This is a genomic window from Streptomyces sp. 378 (assembly GCF_030124145.1).
In the GTDB taxonomy this organism is placed as follows: Bacteria; Actinomycetota; Actinomycetes; order Streptomycetales; family Streptomycetaceae; genus Streptomyces.
Genome location: NZ_JASKMS010000022.1, coordinates 46,703 through 62,987 on the forward strand (window position 1 = coordinate 46,703; position 16,285 = coordinate 62,987).

Genomic DNA, 16,285 nt, shown 5'->3' on the forward strand with positions numbered 1-16,285 from the left:
ACCCTTGTCCCCATGAGCAGCATCGACCGGAGCCTGTCAGTGGGCGGCACGCGCACGTACGAGGTACGCACCTACGGGTGCCAGATGAACGTCCACGACTCCGAGCGATTGTCCGGACTGCTGGAGGACGCGGGCTACGTCCGTGCCCCGGAGGGCGCCGACGAGGCGGACGTCGTCGTCTTCAACACCTGCGCCGTGCGTGAGAACGCCGACAACAAGCTGTACGGCAACCTCGGCCACCTCGCCCCCAAGAAGGCGAGCCGCCCCGGCATGCAGATCGCGGTCGGCGGCTGCCTCGCGCAGAAGGACCGCGACACCATTGTGAAGAGGGCGCCCTGGGTGGACGTCGTCTTCGGCACGCACAACATCGGCAAGCTGCCCGTCCTGCTGGAACGCGCACGCGTGCAGGACGAGGCGCAGGTCGAGATCGCCGAGTCGCTGGAGGCGTTCCCCTCGACGCTGCCCACCCGCCGCGAGAGCGCCTACGCGGCCTGGGTCTCCATCTCCGTCGGCTGCAACAACACCTGCACCTTCTGCATCGTCCCGGCCCTGCGCGGCAAGGAGAAGGACCGCCGCCCCGGCGACATCCTCGCCGAGATCGAGGCCCTGGTCGCCGAGGGCGTCTCCGAGATCACGCTGCTCGGGCAGAACGTCAACGCGTACGGCTCCGACATCGGCGACCGCGAGGCCTTCAGCAAGCTGCTGCGCGCCTGCGGGAGGATCGACGGCCTCGAGCGCGTCCGTTTCACCTCCCCGCACCCGCGGGACTTCACCGACGACGTCATCGCCGCCATGGCCGAGACGCCGAACGTGATGCCGCAGCTGCACATGCCGCTCCAGTCCGGCTCCGACCCGGTCCTGAAGGCGATGCGCCGCTCCTACCGACAGGAGCGCTTCCTGGGGATCATCGAGAAGGTCCGCGCCGCCATCCCGCACGCAGCGATCAGCACGGACATCATCGTGGGCTTCCCGGGCGAGACCGAGGAGGACTTCGAGCAGACGCTGCACGTGGTGCGCGAGGCCCGCTTCGCCCAGGCCTTCACCTTCCAGTACTCCAAGCGTCCCGGCACCCCGGCCGCCGAGATGGACGGCCAGATCCCCAAGAAGGTCGTGCAGGAGCGCTACGAGCGGCTCGTCGCCCTCCAGGAGGAGATCTCCTGGGAGGAGAACAAGAAGCAGGTCGGCCGCACCCTGGAGCTGATGGTCGCCGAGGGCGAGGGCCGCAAGGACGACACCACCCACCGCCTGTCCGGCCGCGCCCCCGACAACCGCCTGGTCCACTTCACCAAGCCGGACCAGGAGGTCCGCCCCGGCGACGTGGTCACCGTCGAGATCACCTACGCCGCTCCGCACCACCTCCTCGCCGAGGGCGCCGTGCTGGACGTACGCCGCACCCGCGCGGGCGACGCCTGGGAGAAGCGGAACGCGGCCGAGAAGGCCAAGCCCGTCGGGGTGATGCTGGGCCTGCCCAAGATCGGCGCCCCCGAGCCGCTGCAAGCCGTGACGAGCGGGTGCGGCTGCGACTGAGCCGGGTCGCCGCCCTGTGCGGTGGCAGCGGTTCCTGAGAGCTACCCTGCCGATCATGCTTGTCGCCGCCGCTGTCTGCCCCTGCCCGCCCCTCCTGATCCCCGACGTCGCCGCGGGCGCCGCCCCGGAACTGGATGCCGCGCGGGCAGCCTGCACGGACGCGTTGGGCGTGCTCGCCGCCGCCCGGCCGGGCCGCCTGGTGGTCGTCGGCCCGGTGGCGGACCGTGCCGGGCCCGAGACGTACCCGGAGGGCACCCGGGGATCGTTCCGGGGCTTCGGTGTCGACCTGGACGTACGACTGGGAGCGGCGGAGGGCGCCGATCCGGGACCGCGGCTGCCGTACGCGCTGGCGGTGGCCGCCTGGCTGCTGGAGCGGACCGGGTGGTCCCACGCGCCGGTCGAGGGGCTGGGGGTGGGGGAGATGTACCCGCCCGAGTCGTGCCTGCGGACCGGCAGGGACATCGCCGCCCGGGACGATCGAGTGGCCCTGCTGGTGATGGGTGACGCCAGCGCGTGCCGGACGCTCAAGGCCCCGGGCTATCTGGATGAACGGGCGGCGCCCTTCGACGCGGAGGTCGCGCGGGCGCTCGGCTCGGCGGACCTCGCCGCACTCACCTCGCTGGACATCGGCCCGGCGCACGAACTGAAGGCGTCCGGCCGGGCCCCCTGGCAGGTGCTGGCGGGCGCGGCCGAGGGCACCGGCCTCGGCGGATCGCTGCTGTACGAGGACGCGCCCTATGGCGTGGGGTACGTCGTCGCCGCCTGGTCCTAGGCGGGATGCAGGGCGCGCGGGCGCCTGGTCCTAGGCGGGACGCGGGGCGCGCGGGCGCCTGGTCATAGTAGGGACGCGGGGCGCGCGGGCGCCGGGGCACCGGAAGGGCGGCGTGCCGTCCGCCGACTCCCTGCCGGTGAAGAGCCCGCCGGCGAAGGGCGCCGGACACGGCGGACGGCCGGGAGCCCTCTGAACTCCGCGGCCGTCAGCCGATGCGCCTCTCCGCGTGCCGATGCGCGCCCCGGGACCTGCTGTGCCGATACGCGCGCCCGGAACGCGCTGCGCCGGTGTGCGCCCGGAGCCTTCTGCGCCGATGCGTTCAGGACGTGGGCGGTGGTGCCTCCGGAGGCGGGGTGCCGCCCGCGGTCGGCGGTGGAGTCGTGCCTCTCGCGCCGGACGGCGTCGTACCGCCTGTGTTCGGTGCGCCGTCCTCCTTGTGCGTGAGCCGTTCCATGGCGCCCTTGGCCCGGCCCGTGCCCGACTGAATCCGGTCGCTGTATTTGCCCTTGGTCCTCTTGTCGACGGCCTGCGCGGCCTTGTCGAGCCCGTGGTGGATCTTGCCCTCGTGCCGCTGCGCGAGGTCCGAGACCTTGCCCTTGGCCGGGCCCAGCTTGGCCTTCACGTTGTCCAGGAGGCCCATGGCTCACCTTCTCTCGCGCGGGGTGGTCAGGTGCGGGCGCCCTCGCCCGCCTCGTTGTCGGCCGCCTTGTCGGTGGACTGCTGCCTGGGGATGTCGACGCCCTCGCTCTCGGTGGCCTCGGCAGCCGGCTCGGCCGCTTCCGCCGTTCCGTCGCCGTTCTTCGGCTCCGCGGTCTCGGCCGCCTCCGTCTCGGTCTCGGTCGTCGTGTCTGTCCGAGCCTCGGCCGCAGGCGTCTCCGCCGTGGCCTTCGACCGACGGAGAAGTCGTGCAAAAACGCCCATATCCACTCCATACGTTACTCGTGCGGGCGAAATCCCGCGTTGCCCGGTGCGTTGGTTTGCGTGGCCCGGGCCACCGCCTCCGCGATCCGGCGGCAGGAACCTCGCAACGGGCAACGACCCCGCGGCCGTGGCGTCACGTAACTCGTTCGAGAGCAGGGTGGGAGGTTTGCGAGACTGGGTCGGTGAGCAGTGCACCCCCCGCCCCCCGCGTCATCGCCGTCGTCGGTCCGACCGCGGCCGGAAAGTCCGATCTGGGCGTCTTCCTGGCCCAGCGCCTCGGCGGCGAAGTCGTCAACGCCGACTCCATGCAGCTCTACCGAGGGATGGACATCGGTACCGCCAAGCTGACGCCCGAGGAGCGCGGTGGCGTCCCCCACCACCTCCTGGACATCTGGGACGTGACCGTCACGGCGTCCGTGGCCGAGTACCAGCGCCTGGCCCGGGAACGGATCGAGGCCCTGCTCGCCGAGAGCCGCTGGCCGATCCTGGTCGGCGGCTCCGGACTGTACGTGCGCGGGGCCGTCGACAACTTGGAGTTCCCGGGCACCGACCCCGAGGTCCGCGCCCGACTGGAGGAGGAGCTCGCGCTGCGCGGCTCCGGCGCGCTGCACGCCCGCCTGGCCGCCGCCGACCCCGAGGCCGCTCGGGCGATCCTGCCCAGCAACGGCCGCCGGGTCGTGCGAGCCCTGGAGGTGATCGAGATCACCGGCAGGCCCTTCACGGCCAACCTCCCCGGCCACGACTCGGTGTACGACACCCTCCAGATCGGCGTCGACGTGGCCCGCCCCGAGCTCGACGAGCGCATCGCGCGCCGGGTCGACCGGATGTGGGACGCCGGCCTGGTGGACGAGGTGCGCGCACTCCAGGCGCAGGGGTTGCGCGAAGGGCGTACGGCCTCGCGCGCGCTCGGCTACCAGCAGGTGCTCGCGGCGCTCGCCGGGGAGTGCACCCTGGAGGAAGCGCGGACCGAGACCGTCCGTGCCACCAAGCGCTTCGCGCGCCGTCAGGATTCATGGTTCAGGCGCGACCCGCGGGTGCACTGGTTGAGTGGGGCGGCTACCGATCTCACAGAACTTCCACAGCTCGCGCTGTCCTTGGTCGAACGACCGGTTACAGCCTGATCACGTCATGGCATCGGGACGCCCAGGCCGTCATCCGGTCCATCGGCGGCGTGCCATCATCGAGCTTCGATCGACCGAGTTGAGTCCTAGTTGGGAGGGCGCGTGGCGATGGAGGCCGGCCCTCGCGACACCGCACGAAGCACCGACCACATCACCGCCGAGCGGGATGGGGCGCAGGGCGCTGACGCACCCGAGCAGGAGGCGGACCACCTCAGCTCCGACGGGCCCGACGAGACGCAGGGCGTGACGGACGACGGTCCCGAGCCCGGCGAGATGTTCGCCGACGAGGTCGAGGTCGAGCTGCGCCCGCAGCGCCGGCTCCGCGTCTGGCAGCTGGCCCCCATCGTGAGCCTCGCGGCACTCGGCTCCCTGATGTTCGCGTTCCCGCTCGCCTTCGACTTCGGCGACAGCGGTGCCGTCATCGCCATGCTGGGTCTGCTGATCTGTTTCTGCGCGGCCGGCTGGGGCATGATGGCCGCCCGCCGCGTCGGCTACACCTGGCCGGGTCTGCCCGCCAAGGGCTCCGGCCGCAGACCCGACTGGCGGGTCGCCCTCGCGTACGCCCTCGTCGTGGCCGTGGTGGTGGTCCTCGCCGTGTGGCGCGTGGCGCGGTTGCGCTGATCGCCGTACGGCGCCCCCCGGCGAGGCTCGGCGGCGCCGAGGGTTCCGGAGATGCGGGAGCACCGCCGTCGGCGCGCCGAGGCGTTGTCGTGGGCACCCCTTACGATCGAGGCATGAGCACGCGGATCGCCTTCCTCAAAGGTCATGGCACGGAGAACGACTTCGTGATCGTCCCGGACCCGGAGAACGCCATCGACCTGCCCCCGGCCGCCGTCGCCGCCCTGTGCGACCGGCGCGCGGGCATCGGCGGTGACGGGCTGCTGCACGTCGTGCGGTCCGCGGCGCACCCGGAGGCCGAGAGCATGGCGGCCGAGGCGGAGTGGTTCATGGACTACCGCAACGGCGACGGCTCGATCGCCGAGATGTGCGGAAACGGCGTGCGCGTGTTCGCGCGCTACCTCCAGCGCGCCGGACACGTGACCGAGGGAGACCTCGCGGTCGCCACCCGCGGCGGCGTGAAGACCGTGCACATCGCCAAGGACGGTGACGTGACCGTGGGCATGGGCAAGGCGGTACTGCCCGACGGTGACGTCACGGTGAGTGTGGGCGAGCGCAGCTGGCCCGCGCGGAACGTCAACATGGGCAACCCGCACGCGGTCGCCTTCGTGGACGACCTGACGCACGCCGGCGACCTGCACTCCCCGCCGCCCTTCAGCCCGGCCGCCGCGTACCCGGACGGTGTGAACGTCGAGTTCGTGGTCGACCGCGCTCCCGGACACGTCGCGCTGCGCGTGCACGAGCGCGGCTCCGGTGAGACCCGCTCGTGCGGCACGGGCGCGTGCGCGGTCGCCGTGGCCGCCGCCCGGCGTGACGGCGCCGACCCGACGGTCACCGGCACCCCCGTGACGTACACCGTGGACGTCCCCGGCGGCACCCTGGTGATCACCGAGCGACCCGACGGCGAGATCGAGATGACCGGCCCGGCCGTGATCGTGGCCGAGGGCGAGATCGACGCGGACTGGCTGGACGCCGCCAGGTCCGCGTGAGCCGGGGCGGGCCGTCCTGAAACACCCACGCGCCCTCGGTCGGCCGACTCGAAACAACCGTTGCCAATCGGCCACTTGGCGGGAATCACTCCGTGTGGGCTGTGACGTGCAGGGGTACAAACCTCACATTCGTCCCTCGAATGGGTGATCAGTTTCACGCTCGGCGAGAGGCGGTCAGTCCGGCGTGGTGGGCTCGGTAGCATCAAGCACCGGCCCGGACGGGGGACCGAAGCCGCCCCCTGAGCCGTGTCCGCTCTGGGGCACCCCGTCCGCCGGTTGACGCAGCCGGAGGTGCCCATGAGTGCGGAGGCCACGAATTCCGTGACCCCAGGCCCGATGCCGGGCGCGGTGTCAGGACCGGTGACGCCGACAGCCCCCCGCAGAAAGGCCCGCCCCCGGATCGATCTGCGCCGCCTCGGCCGCGCGGCCCTGCTCGGCCCCGCCGCCCGCGGCCGGCTGCCCGACGCCATCGGCCACGTCGTCGAGGCCCACCGCGCCCACCACCCCGACGCGGATCTCGAGCCCTTGCGCCATGCCTACGTCCTTGCCGAGTCCTCGCACCGCGGCCAGATGCGCAAGAGCGGCGAGCCGTACATCACGCACCCGCTCGCCGTGACCTTGATCCTCGCCGAACTCGGCGCCGAGACCACGACGTTGACGGCGTCCCTGCTGCACGACACCGTCGAAGACACCGACGTCACACTCGACCAGGTGCGCGACCAGTTCGGCGAGGAGGTCCGCTACCTCGTCGACGGCGTCACCAAACTGGAGAAGGTCGACTACGGCGCCGCCGCCGAGCCCGAGACCTTCCGCAAGATGCTCGTCGCCACCGGCAACGACGTCCGCGTCATGTCGATCAAACTCGCCGACCGGCTGCACAACATGCGCACCCTCGGCGTCATGCGCCCCGAGAAGCAGGAGCGCATCGCCAAGGTGACACGTGACGTGCTCATCCCGCTCGCCGAACGGCTCGGTGTCCAGGCGCTCAAGACCGAACTGGAAGACCTGGTCTTCGCGATCCTGCATCCCGGGGAGTACGCGCAGACCCGGGAGTTGATCGTCCGCAACGCGGCCCGCACGGACGATCCGCTCGCCGAGGTCGCCGACGAGGTACGCGGGGTGCTGCGCGAGGCGGACATCCAGGCCGAGGTCCTCATCCGGCCCCGCCACTTCGTCTCGCTGCACCGCGTCTCCCGCAAACGCGGCCGGCTCCGCGGCTCGGACTTCGGCCGGGTCCTGGTGCTGGTGCACGAGGACGCCGATTGTTACGGCGTGCTGGGTGAACTGCACACGTGTATGACCCCGGTGGTCTCGGAGTTCAAGGACTTCATCGCCGTACCGAAGTTCAACCTCTACCAGTCGCTGCACACGGCCGTGGCACGCGAGGACGGGCAGGTCGTCGAGGTCCTCATCCGCACGCACCAGATGCACAAGGTCGCCGAGGCCGGCGTCGTCGCCCTCGGCAACCCGTACGCACCCGCCCCCGACGACCCGGTCGACGGCGAGCGCGTCGACCCCACCCGGCCGGGCTGGCTCTCCCGGCTCCTCGACTGGCAGGAGGCGGCCCCGGACCCCGACCACTTCTGGTCGACCCTGCGCGAGGACCTCGCCCAGGACCGCGAGATCACCGTCTTCCGGCCGGACGGCGGCACCATCGGCCTGCCCGAGGGGGCGAGCTGTGTGGACGCCGCGTACGCGCAGTACGGCGAGGACGCGCACGCCTGCATCGGCGCACGGGTGAACGGCCGTCTGGCGACGCTGAGCACCGTCCTGAAGGACGGCGACACCGTCCAGCTGCTCATGGGCCAGGACCCGGCGTCGGAGCCCTCCCGGGAGTGGCTGGAGCACGCACACACGCCCGCGGCCCGGATCGCCATCCAGCGGTGGCTGGCCGCCCATCCGGCGCAGGCCGAGTCCCAGCAGAACGAGGACCGGACAGCGCTCCGGCCCGCCGACGTGCCCGAGCCGGTCGCGCCCCCCGAGCAGCCCGCCGACCGCCCCGCCACCGGCCACGTCCTCGCCGACCGGCCCGGCGCGAGCGTCCGCCTCGCCCGATGCTGTACACCCGTACCGCCCGACGAGATCACCGGCTTCACCGTGCGCGGGGGCGCGGTCACCGTGCACCGCGTGGAGTGCGCCGTGGTGGCGCGCATGAAGGACGGGGGGCGTGCGGAGGTCGGCGTGAGCTGGGGTGAGGCCGCCGAGTGCCGGGTCACACTGGTCGCCGAATCGTTCGTCCGTCCCCATCTGCTGGCCGATCTCACCGAAGCCATGGCCTCCGAGGGCGCCGAGATCGTCTCGGCGACCGTCGAGCCCCCCACCCAGCAGCAGGTGCGGCACACGTACACCGTGCAGCTCCCGGACGCGGGCCATCTGCCCGCCCTGATGCGCGCGATGCGCGATGTGGCCGGGGTGTACGACGTCAGCCGGGCGCAGTCCCAACCGCAACCGCAGAACGGCTGACCGGGCCGGGCCGCAGCCGCGGTTCGCATCAGGGGCTGGTGCCTCCGGCCGCGTGCACGACACAGTCGGACAGGACCTGCCCCGGGCCGCAGCCGCAGCCGTAGAGCGGCGGACTGGGGCCGGGGCCGTAGCCGCGGTTGGCGGAAACGGCTGACACGGGCCGGCCCACAGCCGCGAACGGCATCCGAGCCCGGCCGCCGGACGGTCCTCCGGGCGGCGGGAACCGGCACCCGGCGCAGGCCGCCGTCCCCGGTTCGGGTGGGACGGAAGCGCGCCGTCCCCGCCGCTCGCCCGCGCGCTGGTAGCCGTGAGGCATGCTCCTGACCCCCCACAGCCAGGCCACCACCACCCCCCGCCGTCGCCGGATCGCCGCCGCCCTGCTCACCTCGGCCATCTCCGTCTGCCTCGTCGCCGCCGGCACCCCCGCCGTCCCGCTCGGCGTCGGCGACCGCCTCTTCCCTCACCTCGGGAACCCCGGTTACGACGTGGCGGCGTACGACCTCTCCTTCACCTACCCGGGCAGCAACAGCGAGCCGCTGCGGGCCGTCACCACCATCGACGCCTGGACCACCGCCGACATGGACCGCGTCAACCTGGACTTCGCCCACGGCACGGTCGAGTCGGTGGAGGTCGACGGCGAGCCCGCGCAGTTCCGCACCGCCGGCGAGGATCTGGTGATCACGCCCGAGGACTCGGTGTCGGACGGCACCTGGATGCGGATCACCGTGCGGCACACCAGTGATCCCGTGCCCGCCCAGGGCCGCGAGGGCGGCTGGGTGCGCACCGCGGACGGTCTCGCCATGGCCAACCAGGCCGACGCCGCGCACCTGGTCTTCCCGTGCAACGACCACCCCTCCGACAAGGCGATGTTCACCATCCGGGTCACCGCACCCGACGGTCACACCGCCGTCGCCAACGGTCTGTCCGCCGGAGTGGAGAAGTCCGGCGGGACGACGACGTGGACGTACCGCAGTCAGCACCCGATGGCCACCGAGCTCACCCAGGTCTCCATCGGCCGCTCCACGGTGCTGCACCGCACCGGCCCGCACGCGCTGCCCGTACGGGACGTCGTCCCGACCGCGCATCGCAAGGCCCTCGAACCCTGGCTGGAGAAGACGCCCGGCCAGATCGCCTGGATGGAGAGCAAGGTCGGCCGCTACCCCTTCGAGACGTACGGCCTGCTCATGGCCGACGTCTCCACCGGATTCGCACTGGAGACCCAGACGCTCTCCCTCTTCGAGCGGGAACTCTTCACCGAGCCGGTCTACCCCCCGTGGTACGTCGAGTCGATCATGGTCCATGAACTGGCCCACCAGTGGTTCGGCAACAGTGTCAGCCCTCGCACCTGGTCCGATCTGTGGCTCAACGAGGGGCACGCCACCTGGTACGAGGCGCTGTACGCCGAGGAGCAGGCCGACAAGCCGATGCGGGACCGGATGAAAGCCGCGTACGGGGCCTCCGACCGCTGGCGTGCCGTCGGCGGGCCGCCCGCCGCCCCCAAGGCACCCGACCCCGCCCGCAAGACGAGCATCTTCCGGTCCAATGTCTACGACGGCGCAGCCCTCGTCCTGTACGCCCTGCGCCAGGAGATCGGCCGCCCGGCGTTCGAACGCCTCGAACGGGCCTGGGTCACCCGGCACCAGGACGCCACGGCCACGACGGAGGACTTCGTCCGGCTCGCCGCCGAGATCTCCGGGCGCAACCTGGACGGCTTCTTCCAGGACTGGCTGTACGGCGAGAAGACCCCGCCGATGCCGGGGCACCCGGACTGGAAGCCGGAGACGCCGGCGAAACCGCAGGCCCCGGACAGGGCCAGGGCGGCGAGGACGCCGACCCGATAACACGATGACGAGACGCCCCGTGCCGTGCGAACATCTTCGGGTCGGCGCGGTGCGGGCCGAACCCGGCTTCACGGCCGCGCGGGGAATCTCCCGGGCCGCCCGTGCGTTGCAGACAATGAACGGCTTCCCATCTACGTAAGGATCCAATGACCTCCTCTTCTTCCTTTTCCCAGGACACCAAGCGCTTCGCGCACAGCCACCCCGAGGGTCTTCGGGCCGATGCCCTGATGGAAGAGGACGTCGCCTGGAGCCACGAGATCGACGGAGAGCGGGACGGCGACCAGTTCGACCGCTCCGACCGCGCGGCTCTGCGCCGTGTGGTGGGTCTCTCCACCGAGCTCGAGGACGTCACCGAGGTCGAATACCGCCAGCTCCGTCTGGAGCGGGTCGTCCTCGTCGGTGTATGGACCTCGGGAACCGTGCAGGACGCGGAGAACTCCCTCGCGGAGCTCGCCGCCCTCGCGGAGACGGCCGGCGCGATGGTGCTCGACGGTGTCACCCAGCGCCGCGACAAGCCCGACGCGGCCACCTTCATCGGCTCCGGCAAGGCCGAGGAGCTGCGGGACATCGTCGTCGAAACGGGCGCGGACACCGTCATCTGCGACGGTGAGCTCAGCCCGGGCCAGCTCATCCACCTCGAGGACGTCGTCAAGGTCAAGGTCATCGACCGGACGGCCCTCATCCTGGACATCTTCGCCCAGCACGCCAAGTCCCGAGAGGGCAAGGCGCAGGTCGCACTCGCGCAGATGCAGTACATGCTGCCGCGACTGCGCGGCTGGGGTCAGTCGCTGTCCCGGCAGATGGGCGGCGGCAAGGGCGGCGGCCTCGCCACCCGTGGACCCGGTGAGACCAAGATCGAGACGGACCGGCGCCGCATCCGCGAGAAGATGGCGAAGATGCGCCGGGAGATCGCGGAGATGAAGACCGGCCGCGAGATCAAGCGCCAGGAGCGCAAGCGCCACAAGGTGCCGTCCGTGGCCATCGCGGGCTACACCAACGCCGGCAAGTCCTCGCTGCTCAACCGACTCACGGGCGCGGGCGTGCTGGTGGAGAACGCCCTGTTCGCCACCCTGGACCCGACCGTACGCCGGGCCGAGACGCCGAGCGGACGGCTGTACACGCTGGCCGACACGGTGGGGTTTGTACGCCACCTGCCCCACCACCTGGTGGAGGCGTTCCGCTCCACCATGGAGGAGGTCGGCGAGTCCGACCTGATCCTGCACGTGGTAGACGGTTCGCACCCGTTCCCGGAGGAGCAGCTGGCCGCCGTGCGCGAGGTGATCAGGGACGTCGGGGCCAACGGCGTACCCGAGATCGTCGTGATCAACAAGGCCGACGCGGCCGACCCGCTCACCCTGCAGCGGCTGCTGCGCGTCGAGAAGCGGTCCCTGGCCGTCTCGGCCCGCACCGGCCAGGGCATCGAGGAACTGCTCGCGCTCATCGACAACGAGCTGCCGCGTCCGTCGGTCGAGATCGAGGCGCTCGTGCCGTACACGCACGGCAAGCTGGTCGCCCGTGCCCACGACGAGGGTGAGGTGATCTCCGAGGAGCACACCCCGGAGGGCACCCTGCTCAAGGTGCGGGTGCACGAGGAACTGGCGGCGGAACTCACACCGCACGTTCCGGCGCCGGCGCTCTGAGCCTGATCCGAGCGTGCGTCTCGTGTGACGTGTGACGCGAGAAGGCCCGCCCCCTGTCACCTTCCGTTCCAGTGGTCGTCGCGACACCCCACTCAGGGGATGCGATGGACTTCGAGACCCAGGAGATCCGGACGGCTCAGGGGCGGAAGAGGCCACTGCGTGAGCAGGAGACATATTTCCTGCTCACGCAGCAGGGGCTGAGCAACAACCAGGCGTGCCGGATCGTCGGCATCAACGGCAGACGGGCCGCCGGTGGCGTAACGGTTGCCGCCCGACCGCAAGCAGAAGGCGGCACCTCCGGTTCGGCCGGCGGTGCCGCCTTCTGGCACGTCCAGGTACCTGCGCGCACAGGCCGCGTCCGGCGCAAGCCCCGCCGCCAGGCCCAGCAGCGTCAGCACGCTTCCGCCACCCGATAGTGATGATCAGCGAGCGTCCTGCCGAGGCAGCTGACCGAGCCGTGCTCGGCCACTGAGAGGGCGACCTGATCATCGGCAAGGACGGGGCCTCCGCGATCGACACGCTCGTCGAACGCGCCATCCGCTACGTGATGCTCCTGCACCTGCCCCACGGCCGGGCACCGAACTGGTCCGCGCGCCCTGGTCGAAACGGCTGGGCTGCGCAACTCCAGCCGAGCGTCTGTCCAGGCTTCTTGCGGCGTGATGCGAGCGGAGAAAAACCCGCTCGCCGAGCCACTGCCGTCAAGCTTGGATACAGCCCATGGACCTCGATCTGAGTCTCGGAGATGACCTGCACGCGCACATCCTGTCCGTGGACGACGCAGCGCTGCTGGTCGAAGCCACCCATCGGGAGACGGCACGGTCCTTGTGGGCAGCCCGACCTGTGGAACCCTACGCGTTTCACGACGCGCAGGCAGTCTTGTCGCTGTGGGATCCCGCCGCACAAGGACATTTCTCCGTAGGAACCTGCGCGAAGAACGTCTGCTCGGCGCTGTCGGACTGATGCCGGACGGCCCCGGAAGCATGGAGCCGGCTTATTGGGTCCGGCCGGAGGAACGACGCCGTGGCATCGCCTCACAAGCGGTGCACGCGGTCACCCTGTGGGCACACAACGCCCTCGACACCGCCAGGATCTGGCTGGAGATCAACCCCCGCAACGAGCCTTCGCTGCACCTTGCTCAGCGCGTCGGTTACCACTTCGAACGACGCCTTCCCCGGCACTGCCGGGACTGGTCACCCGAGAACGCCCAACACGATTCCTGGCACGACTGCCTCATCTGGAGCCACCTCAGCGAACGAGTGCCCGTCCTCACGGACCAGGACCACTCGTAGACGCGGTCGGGACTACAGGACGATCGTTGCCTCATACGGCACTGGCTGGGAGGCGTCGCAACACTGAGAGTGTCGCGACGATCCCTGGATTCCGCCCACCGGGGAGCGGGCCTTCCGCATGTGCGGGTCACTGACCGCCGTAGGTCTTGCTCATCTCCTGGTAGAGCGCCTCGGCGTCCCGGCCCAGTTGCGGACCGGCCAGCCAGGTGTTGTCGGCCGGGCCGATCGAGGTGTTGGAGACCAGCACCGACTTGCCGTTCAGGACCCGGAACCAGCCGCCACCGGAGGAACCGCCGGTCATGCTGCAGCCGATGCGGTACATCGTCGGCAGGCTCGGGCTGAGCGAGAACCGGCCGGGGGCGTCGATGCACTTGAACATGTCGAGGCCGTTGTAGGGCGGCGCGGCCGGGTAGCCCCAGGCGCCCATCTCGGCGGCCTCCGCCGCGGACGGAGCGGAGAAGTCCACGTCCAGCGCGGCGCCGACCGTCTCCTCCAGGGACTTGGCGCCCCGCTCCGGCTTCACGTGGAGCACGGCGTAGTCGTACGCCGCTCCGTCACCGCCGGTCTCCGAACCGCCCTGGATCCACTGGTTCGAGGTCGAGACCCAGTTCGCCGACCAGTTGCCGTACGGGGCGATCTCCGGCGGGTTCGCGTTGCTCAGCTCCGCCTCGGACTTGCCGAGGTCGTTGTAGGCCGGCACGAAGACGATGTTCCGGTACCAGCCGCCGTTGCCACCGGCGTGCACGCAGTGCCCCGCCGTCCACACCAGGTTGGACTTGCCCGGGTGGTTGACGTCCTTGACGACCGTGCCGGAGCAGACGGCCGGGCCGTCGGGGGAGTCGAAGAAGACCTTGCCGACCGGCGCCGCGTTGCGGTGGTACGGCGTCTTCTCGGCCTGTGCCCTGACCGGTGTCGGAGCCGGGTCGCTGACGCCCTGGCCGGCCGACGCGTCCTTCGTCGTGACCGTCTTGTCGGCCTCCTCGGCGGACCGCATCCGCTCCGGCTTCCAGAGGCCTTCGATCACCGGGTTGACGAAGTCCTTGGCGTCCCTGAGCCACTTGTCCTTGTCCCAGTTCTTCCAGCCGCCGTCCTTCCAGCGGTCGACGTCGATGCCGTGTTCCTTGAGCCTGCCCGCGAGGTCCGCCGGGATCCTGACCTTGCCGCCGGCGTCCGCGGCTGCCCGGGAGGAGGTGGCGTCGGGCTTGTCGCTCGCCGGGTCGGCCGAGCCGCCACAAGCGGTCGCGGTGAGCGTCAGGGCGGTGACGAGCCCGGCGGAGCCGAGAACGGCGCGCTGCCCGCGCCTCGTTGCGGGCGTACGTGTGGAACGCATGGTGCGATGACCCCCGTTGGTGCGTGTACGCGTGGTGCGTGTGTCTGTAGTGCTTTTGCGCAGGGTGCCGACACCGGTTCTTGACGCGTGCGCATGCCACGGATGTGCGGGCTCGCCGGCGCCCCGCGCCACCCCACTATGCCCCCGGCGCCCCGCGCCACCCCACTATGCCCCCGGCGCCCCGCGCCACCCCACTATGCCCGCGGAGTTGAGGGCGTACCGGGGTGGGGCGGTGAAGGTTCCGAGGGGTGCGCCGGGTGCGCCACCGCACCGACGCCGCTGTTCAGCCGGCCGTCACCGACCGGCGAACTTCTTGCTGACCGAGTCGTACACGCCCTTGGCCACATCGCCCAGACGAGGTCCGGCCAGCCAGCCCGACGTCACCGGGCCGATCGAGGTGTTGGACACCAGCGCCGGGTTGCCGTCCGCGCCCGTCGCCACCCAGCCACCGCCGGACGATCCACCGGTCATGGTGCAGCCGATGCGGTACATCGTGGGATCCGACGCGGTGACCGACAACCGTCCGGGCCGGTCCTGGCACCGGTACAGCTTCTGCCCGTCGTAGGGCCGAGCGGCCGGGTAGCCGATCGCCGTGACGCTCTTCACTCGCGGCACCGCGGGCGCCTTGAAGTCGACCGGCAGTGCGGAACCGACGATCTCCTCCAGCGACTTGCCGCCGCTGCCCTTCTCCGGCGTCACATGGATGACCGCGAAGTCGTACGGCGCGCCGTCGCCGCCCGTCGAACCCCCCTGTTCGATCCACTGGTCCGAGGTCTGCGCCCAGTCGCCCCACCAGACGCCGTAGGGAGCGACGTCCTCACGGGTGGCGTTCTCCAGCTCCTCCACCGGCTTGCCGTCGTCGTTGTACGACGGCACGAACGCGATGTTGCGGTACCAGCCGCCCTTCTTGCCCGCGTGCACACAATGGCCCGCCGTCCACACCAGGTTGGACTTGCCCGGGTGTGCCGGGTCCTTCACCACGGTCGCCGAGCAGACGGCCGAGCCCGCGGGGGAGTCGAAGAACACCTTCCCGGCCGTGGCGTCGTTGGCGTGGTACGACGGCGGCACGGCCTGCGCCTCGACCGGCTCCGGCGTCGGGTCGGTCACGCCCCGGTCACCGGAGAGGTCGCCCGCTTCGACACCCTGGTCGGGCTCCTCGGCCTCCCGCATGCGGTCCGGGTTCCACAGGCCCTCGATGATCGGGTTGATGTATTCGTTGGCCTCGCGCAGCCAGTCGTCCCGGTCCCAGTTCTTCCAGGCGCCGTTCTTCCACTTGTCGATGTCGATCCCGTGCTCGCGGAGCCGGTCCCTGAGATCGGCCGGGATCCTGAACTTGCCGTCGTCGGAGGCCGTGGCGGACGCGGAGGCCTCACCGTCCGCCGTGGCGTCGCCGGAATCGCAGGCCGTGGTGGTGAGCGCGAGCACCGAGGCGAGGGCCACGGCGGCCAGTACGGGGGAGTTCCTGCGGCGCGCCCTCCCCTTTCGACCGATGGTGGACCGCGGCCGTGTGGATCGCATGATCTGACTCCCCCTGATGTGAAACGAACGTGGACGAACCGGCGCTTAGGCCCCGATTTCCGCTGACACTCGGGACGTTCGGGCCGCCTCACTGTGTCCGGGAACGGCACCACACACTATGCGGTGGCTGTGGGGGCGTTCCGACGGATCCGCAACAGTTCCGTTACGGAAAGGATCTTGAGGCAACCCGTAACCCGGTGAGTGATCCGAGGTTGGTAGCGGTGGGGAGCCTGCTGTCTGTGCGCGGTCTCCTGTG

General features: G+C 71.0%; 14 protein-coding genes and 1 pseudogene. 11 read left to right on the plus strand and 4 right to left on the minus strand.

The genetic code is table 11. The features are described from left to right. Positions 1-12 precede the first annotated feature (12 nt). The gene (gene miaB, locus QNO09_RS26685; protein WP_283972793.1) at positions 13-1,527 is read left to right on the plus strand and encodes a tRNA (N6-isopentenyl adenosine(37)-C2)-methylthiotransferase MiaB; all 1,515 of its coding nucleotides are present in this window, start codon (positions 13-15) and stop codon (positions 1,525-1,527) included. Between the two features lie 55 nt (positions 1,528-1,582). Beyond that, positions 1,583-2,299, plus strand: a complete 717-nt coding sequence (locus QNO09_RS26690; protein ID WP_283972794.1) for a class III extradiol dioxygenase subunit B-like domain-containing protein — start codon at positions 1,583-1,585, stop codon at positions 2,297-2,299. Between the two features lie 319 nt (positions 2,300-2,618). On the opposite strand, the gene QNO09_RS26695 is transcribed toward QNO09_RS26690, so the two are convergent. After that, on the minus strand, positions 2,619-2,939 hold the full coding sequence (locus tag QNO09_RS26695; RefSeq protein WP_283972795.1) for an antitoxin: 321 nt from the start codon (positions 2,937-2,939) through the stop codon (positions 2,619-2,621). Between the two features lie 26 nt (positions 2,940-2,965). Next, the gene (locus QNO09_RS26700; protein WP_283972796.1) at positions 2,966-3,220 is read right to left on the minus strand and encodes a hypothetical protein; all 255 of its coding nucleotides are present in this window, start codon (positions 3,218-3,220) and stop codon (positions 2,966-2,968) included. A 182-nt stretch (positions 3,221-3,402) separates the two neighbouring features. On the opposite strand from QNO09_RS26700, the gene miaA reads away from it, so the two are divergent. The 9 genes and pseudogenes from miaA to QNO09_RS26750 all read left to right on the plus strand — a co-directional run bounded on the left by miaA (position 3,403) and on the right by QNO09_RS26750 (position 13,181). Beyond that, positions 3,403-4,341, plus strand: a complete 939-nt coding sequence (gene miaA / locus QNO09_RS26705; RefSeq protein ID WP_283972797.1) for a tRNA (adenosine(37)-N6)-dimethylallyltransferase MiaA — start codon at positions 3,403-3,405, stop codon at positions 4,339-4,341. A 108-nt stretch (positions 4,342-4,449) separates the two neighbouring features. After that, a complete protein-coding gene (locus tag QNO09_RS26710; RefSeq protein ID WP_283972798.1) occupies positions 4,450-4,962 on the plus strand; it encodes a hypothetical protein in 513 nt (170 codons plus the stop codon). 113 nt (positions 4,963-5,075) lie between these two features. Then, on the plus strand, positions 5,076-5,948 hold the full coding sequence (gene dapF, locus QNO09_RS26715; RefSeq protein WP_283972799.1) for a diaminopimelate epimerase: 873 nt from the start codon (positions 5,076-5,078) through the stop codon (positions 5,946-5,948). Positions 5,949-6,245: 297 nt separating this feature from the next. Further along, positions 6,246-8,411 carry a RelA/SpoT family protein gene (locus QNO09_RS26720; protein WP_283972800.1) on the plus strand — a complete coding sequence of 722 codons (2,166 nt, stop codon included), beginning with the start codon at positions 6,246-6,248 and terminating at the stop codon, positions 8,409-8,411. Between the two features lie 314 nt (positions 8,412-8,725). Continuing rightward, positions 8,726-10,252, plus strand: a complete 1,527-nt coding sequence (locus QNO09_RS26725) for a M1 family metallopeptidase (RefSeq protein ID WP_283972801.1) — start codon at positions 8,726-8,728, stop codon at positions 10,250-10,252. Between the two features lie 146 nt (positions 10,253-10,398). Continuing rightward, complete coding sequence (gene hflX / locus QNO09_RS26730; RefSeq protein ID WP_283972802.1) at positions 10,399-11,892, plus strand: GTPase HflX; 1,494 nt, start codon at positions 10,399-10,401, stop codon at positions 11,890-11,892. A 344-nt stretch (positions 11,893-12,236) separates the two neighbouring features. After that, a pseudogene (locus QNO09_RS26740) lies at positions 12,237-12,466 on the plus strand (IS30 family transposase); the annotation flags it as partial. Between the two features lie 143 nt (positions 12,467-12,609). Beyond that, positions 12,610-12,852, plus strand: coding sequence for a hypothetical protein (locus QNO09_RS26745; RefSeq protein ID WP_283972803.1), 243 nt, complete (start codon positions 12,610-12,612; stop codon positions 12,850-12,852). Positions 12,853-12,872: 20 nt separating this feature from the next. Then, entirely contained in the window at positions 12,873-13,181 is a 309-nt protein-coding gene (locus QNO09_RS26750) for a GNAT family N-acetyltransferase (RefSeq protein WP_283972804.1), read from the plus strand. Between the two features lie 127 nt (positions 13,182-13,308). On the opposite strand, the gene QNO09_RS26755 is transcribed toward QNO09_RS26750, so the two are convergent. Beyond that, positions 13,309-14,511, minus strand: coding sequence for a trypsin-like serine peptidase (locus tag QNO09_RS26755; RefSeq protein WP_283972805.1), 1,203 nt, complete (start codon positions 14,509-14,511; stop codon positions 13,309-13,311). Positions 14,512-14,805: 294 nt separating this feature from the next. Continuing rightward, complete coding sequence (locus QNO09_RS26760; RefSeq protein WP_283972806.1) at positions 14,806-16,029, minus strand: trypsin-like serine peptidase; 1,224 nt, start codon at positions 16,027-16,029, stop codon at positions 14,806-14,808. Between the last annotated feature and the right edge of the window lie 256 nt (positions 16,030-16,285).

Coding starts and splice junctions, on each gene's coding strand:
- QNO09_RS26710 (WP_283972798.1), top strand. CDS start 4,450: ATGGAGGCCGGCCCTCGCGACACCGCACGAAGCACCGACCACATCACC.
- miaB (WP_283972793.1), top strand. CDS start 13: ATGAGCAGCATCGACCGGAGCCTGTCAGTGGGCGGCACGCGCACGTAC.
- QNO09_RS26690 (WP_283972794.1), top strand. CDS start 1,583: ATGCTTGTCGCCGCCGCTGTCTGCCCCTGCCCGCCCCTCCTGATCCCC.
- QNO09_RS26755 (WP_283972805.1), bottom strand. CDS start 14,511: ATGCGTTCCACACGTACGCCCGCAACGAGGCGCGGGCAGCGCGCCGTT.
- QNO09_RS26760 (WP_283972806.1), bottom strand. CDS start 16,029: ATGCGATCCACACGGCCGCGGTCCACCATCGGTCGAAAGGGGAGGGCG.
- QNO09_RS26720 (WP_283972800.1), top strand. CDS start 6,246: ATGAGTGCGGAGGCCACGAATTCCGTGACCCCAGGCCCGATGCCGGGC.
- QNO09_RS26745 (WP_283972803.1), top strand. CDS start 12,610: ATGGACCTCGATCTGAGTCTCGGAGATGACCTGCACGCGCACATCCTG.
- QNO09_RS26750 (WP_283972804.1), top strand. CDS start 12,873: ATGGAGCCGGCTTATTGGGTCCGGCCGGAGGAACGACGCCGTGGCATC.
- QNO09_RS26695 (WP_283972795.1), bottom strand. CDS start 2,939: ATGGGCCTCCTGGACAACGTGAAGGCCAAGCTGGGCCCGGCCAAGGGC.
- hflX (WP_283972802.1), top strand. CDS start 10,399: ATGACCTCCTCTTCTTCCTTTTCCCAGGACACCAAGCGCTTCGCGCAC.
- QNO09_RS26725 (WP_283972801.1), top strand. CDS start 8,726: ATGCTCCTGACCCCCCACAGCCAGGCCACCACCACCCCCCGCCGTCGC.
- QNO09_RS26700 (WP_283972796.1), bottom strand. CDS start 3,220: ATGGGCGTTTTTGCACGACTTCTCCGTCGGTCGAAGGCCACGGCGGAG.
- dapF (WP_283972799.1), top strand. CDS start 5,076: ATGAGCACGCGGATCGCCTTCCTCAAAGGTCATGGCACGGAGAACGAC.